Annotated in this window: 4 protein-coding genes; 1 reads left to right on the top strand and 3 read right to left on the bottom strand. The window is 59.9% G+C overall.

Annotated features, from left to right (window positions below; genetic code table 11):
- The coding region (locus JNL55_RS07210; protein WP_293851338.1) for a hypothetical protein at positions 1 to 1,507 on the bottom strand (1,507 nt) is incomplete at its 3' end.
- Positions 1,508 to 1,625: 118 nt separating this feature from the next.
- Here JNL55_RS07210 and JNL55_RS07205 point away from each other — a divergent pair.
- Positions 1,626 to 2,777 carry a metallophosphoesterase gene (locus tag JNL55_RS07205; RefSeq protein ID WP_293851335.1) on the top strand — a complete coding sequence of 384 codons (1,152 nt, stop codon included), beginning with the start codon at positions 1,626 to 1,628 and terminating at the stop codon, positions 2,775 to 2,777.
- Positions 2,778 to 3,076: 299 nt separating this feature from the next.
- Here JNL55_RS07205 and JNL55_RS07200 read toward each other — a convergent pair whose 3' ends face one another.
- Positions 3,077 to 3,736, bottom strand: a complete 660-nt coding sequence (locus JNL55_RS07200) for a TIGR04211 family SH3 domain-containing protein (RefSeq protein ID WP_293851332.1) — start codon at positions 3,734 to 3,736, stop codon at positions 3,077 to 3,079.
- Positions 3,737 to 3,941: 205 nt separating this feature from the next.
- Positions 3,942 to 4,559, bottom strand: coding sequence for a redoxin family protein (locus tag JNL55_RS07195; protein WP_293851329.1), 618 nt, complete (start codon positions 4,557 to 4,559; stop codon positions 3,942 to 3,944).
- Positions 4,560 to 4,633: the final 74 nt, after the last annotated feature.

Below are 4,633 nucleotides of genomic sequence, written 5' to 3'. Positions count from 1 at the left end.
GTGCTTCCAATTGCAGCTGCCCGAACACGCGATGACTGATTTTCCACGCGCGCGCCACCAAGCGGAGTGTGCAGTTCTCGGTTAGCGCATCGCGTGCCCGGTTCAGCGATTCAGCATCCAGTGCGGTCACACGCAATGCATCTGGATCGTGACCGAACGCGTGTCTGGCCAGCACGCGTAACTTGCGAATCGCAGTGATGCCCGACAATTCTTCATGAACGCGAGCCGGTCCCAGTTCTGTAGTCGCGTTCAGCAACAGGTCGTCGAACGAGAAGCCTTTGGAACATTTATCCAGGATGTCACTGGCTGCGCCGCTGAACACCGTCGCGATGGCGCGGATCTCGTGATGAAGCATTTCGCGACGTAATGTTTCCAACATCGGCGCGCTACCGCCGACCGCGGCGCTGTAACGAAGATAGGCGTTGCAGCGAGCGGCCAGTGTGCCGAGCTTGCGGCCGGCCTCCGCAATCAACGGAACATTGGCGGAGACGACACTGGTGCCGCGCTCCAGAAAGTGACTGACCAGTGAGTTCGCCGGTTCGAGTTCGGGTAACGCGTCGATGACTACGTCGGCTTGCTGATTCATGGTCTCATGCAATGAATCGAGCAACGGGGTGTCGGCGACGTCATGCTTGTTACGATCGCGAATCAACGCGCCGACGATGGTGAAGTGTTCGCTCATGGCCTCGATGCGACGATGAATGCCGCGGCCGATTTCACCCATGCCCAGAATCAATACGCGCGTCGGCGCGGTTGCGGACGGACGAGCCGGGGTGCGATCGAAACGACCGATGACCGATTCGTAGGGCGATGCGATGGCGGCGACTTCGGCGCGCGCCGAATAACGATCGAGCAGACGAACTGCTTTGGGTTGGATCAGGGCGGTCGCCAGCTCCAACGCATCGGCATAGCCGAGCGCCGAGAACCGTTGCAGCGACGTCGTGGTGGCGGCGGCCGGATCCGATTCATAGACGCCGTCGACGTCTTTCAGTAACCGGCAACGATTGGCGCGCAGTGCATGCGCCAGGTACACGGCTGAATGGTCCGAGCCGCCCGGGCCCAACGTTTGCAGTCGACCGTCAGCGCCATAACCGAAGCCCGTCAGCACCAGCACCGGGGTGTATTCCAACAATGTTTGCAATTGTTCGACATGGACTGCCGAAGTGTCGCCGTCGAGCACCGTGCCCGACACGGTCAGACCGATCTCGCGTGGATCCAGAACGCGAGCGGGAACACCGGCGCGGTCCAGTGCGATGCCGAGTAATGCGGCTGCCTGACGTTCGCCGCTGGCTAACAACTCGGCCATCGCGTGCGGTTGTGGCTCGTCGGCTAGCTCGCGAGCTTTATCCAGCAGCCGAGCAGTGGAGTCGCCCAATGCCGAAGCGATGGCGACGACGCGCCAGCCGGCGCGATACCAACGATAGATCTCATGGACGGCCGTGGGCACGTCGGTCTGGCTGCGCAGCACCGAGCCGCCAAACTTCAGCACGATTATGTCGCCCGCCATGTTTCCTCCCCCTTGAAACTATAGACGGCTGGCCACGGTCAACGGATACCCGTTTGCACAAAAAATAATTGCACTATGATGCGCAGCCATGTTGTGCCGGGCTAAGACTTATTCGCCGATGACACTAAAAACACTGTTGCCTTCGGCGCTACGGGTGGTGCTGCTGACGCTGGCGTGGCTGCTGCTCGGAATGAGTCTGAGCCGAGCCGAGTCGCTACAGGATGGTCCTTATGTGATCCGTGCCGCCGACGGTGGTTGGACGTCGCGTTGGGTTGAAGGCGAGGGCGAGTCGGCGCGAGTTCGCGACAAAGCGGTCAAGGTGGGCGAGGCCGTGACGGTTTCAAATGTCGGGGCGTTCCCGTCCTTCGATGTCAAATTGCGTGGGCCTGCCAAGCCCGCCACCGATGAGATCAACGTTGGTCCGCGTGCTCGATTGTTCGTGATGGCGGATACGCACGGAGAATTCGAAATAGCGGCGCAGCTGTTGCAGCGGCAGGGTGTCATCGACGAGCGGTTGCGCTGGGCATTTGGCAAAGGTCACTTGGCCGTGCTCGGCGACGTGTTCGATCGCGGTCCGAATCACACTGAGCTGCTTTGGCTGCTCTACAAGTTGGAAGCGGAAGCGGCGCGTGCCGGCGGCGGCGTGCATCTGGCGCTCGGCAATCACGAGACCATGGTGCTGAATGGCGACCTTCGTTATCTCAATCCCAAGTATCCGCGCGTCGCAGAGTTACTCGGTGTCGAGCGTTATCCGTCGTTATGGAATGAACAAACATTGTTGGGTCAGTGGCTGCGAACCAAAGCCGCTGTGTTCCGGCTCGGCGATTATTTATGTTTGCACGGCGGTGTGTCTCGCGAATTGGTGGATCGCGGCTTACCTCTATCTGAAATAAATCAGCGAGTGCGAGCTGCGTTGACTGAGCAAGCGACAGCGCCGGTTGAGCCGACGCAATTCTTGATGGGGCCGTATGGTCCGCTGTGGTATCGCGGATATTTCGAAACGGCGGCGCGTCAGGCAGGCATGCAGGCCGCGGCACCCGCCGACATTGAATTGATTCGTCAGCGCTTCGGAGTGCAGACCATTCTGGTCGGTCACACCAGTGTGCCGGCGATCACTTCTTTATATGAGGGGCGGGTCATCGCGGTGCAGGTCTATCCGCATCGCGACCAACAAACTCATGCGCCAGTGATGGAAGGCCTGTTGATCGACAAGGGTCAGTTGTTTCGCGCGCGCGTCGACGGAAGTACTGAATTGTTGCCTCGCTCCTGAAAAAATATATTTTTCGCTCGCGGGGTTCATTGCAAAGGGCTGCCAGATCTATACCAACAAGCAGCTCATTCGAAACTGCGAGTTCGCTCCCGGGTCCGATGTGATCGTGCTGGTCTCATATCATCTGTGAGCCTGCCTGTGGGCGGTCGAGGCGAGTAAGGTTTTGCGAGTTGGCCCGTTGTTGTCTAGGCCATTGGTGTCCTCCTGCAGGCCACGGCACAACGATCTCTCAAGCTGACGCCGCGATCGTTCACAGGCTTCTGTTCGAAGCCTGACCCCACTTCCTCGAGCGCTGTCAGTTAAGCCCAGGTGCTGCGCTTGGGTCGCGACTTGATCCACGCGCCCAGCGCCAAGCCGATCAGCACCAAGGCACCTCCCGACAATAACCAACGCAACATCACATTGCGTTTCAGGTCTGAAACTTCTTCGGTCAGTTGCGAGACTTGGGTCTGCAGCGTGCCATTGTCGGATTTCAGTTGTTTGTTTTCTTCGAACTGAGTGAGTGCGGTCGCCGACACACGGCGGATCTCCGCCAACTCGGTTTGCAGCCGCTGATTTTCTTTGCCCAGTTCGGTGGCGCGGCCTTCGATCTCGGTGCGCGCGCCGCGCACGTCCTGATAATTTTCGCGAGTGGATTTGAGCTGGCCTTCCAGGGCCTCGACCCGTTTCAGGGCGGCGGCCAGCCGATCTTTGGCGACCGGTTGATCGCTCAGAAACTGCGAGGGCACCCAGCCTTCGATGCCGTTCGGCGTGCGCACTTGAGTGAAGCCGGCGGACTTGTCTTCACCCAGCACTTCCAGCGCCAGACCGCTGGGCAGGGCCGCGTTGATGATCTTGTGGCCATTGGATGGGCCACGGCGTAAAGGAACGGTCAGCTCGTCGGAGATGTACAACGTCGCGGCGAAGGCGGACACCGGTCCTAGCACCAACAGCAGCGCTAGCAGCACCTTTCTCAGCATCAGCACGGATCCTTTATAGGTTTAATTTGCGCCGTTTTGTCGGCTAGCGCGCACTATAGCGAAACTTAACCGCGGCGACGGCTCGTAATCCGCGTGTTCGCCAATTTGCGACAGCGGGTCGAATGCGTAGGTGATTCTCCAGGCAAATAAAAAGGCGGCAAAAGCCGCCTTGTAAGAGTTGCCAGCGAGAGGAGCTGACGCAAATTTAATCGTCGCGCGCGCTGCTCCTGCGGTCGCGCTCGGGAAAATTCACGAGGCAACCGACGCCATCGGCGTGCGGTGTTTTCACTGCCTTGCCGGCGAGCACTGCGTCCAGCGCATCGGTGAGGTAGTGATTGTTGGCGGGGCGCTGCCGCTCGTACGAAAGCCGATCATCCATCGGACCGCGATATTTCAGCTGCCAGCCTTTGGGGTCGATCAGAAACACTTCGGAGGTGCGCACCACGCCGAGTGCTTCGCCGATGGCTTGCGATCGATCCAGCAGAATGGGGAAGTCGATTTTGAATTCCGCGGCTTCGGTCGCGACCTGCTCGCGGGTGTCTTGAAGATTGGAGTTGAGCAGCAGGAATTCGACGCCCTGGCTCCGGTACTGGGCGCGAATCTGCGCCAGCACCGGCAGTGCCTGACGCACGATGGGACAGCCGTTGCCCTGGATCATGACCACCACCGCTTTGCGGTCCGACAGGGAGTGCAGTTCGTGCTGTGTGCCCTGCTGATCCAGCAGCTGGAAGTTGCCGACCACGGCGCCTGGTTCGATAGCCAGCGCCGGGCTGCTCAGAGCGGCGGTCAGCGTCAATGCAGCCAGGGTGTTGAGAATCTTCATAGCCTCTCCAGACGACATCCTTGCTCGGTTCCGGACACCATTGTGGGCGAGGCCCCGCGACGTCAGGCACCCCG

Source organism: Steroidobacter sp., from assembly GCF_016790065.1.
Classification (GTDB): Bacteria; Pseudomonadota; Gammaproteobacteria; order Steroidobacterales; family Steroidobacteraceae; genus Steroidobacter.
Note: the sequence above shows the minus strand (reverse complement) of the source record. Positions and strands in the feature narration are given on the sequence as shown.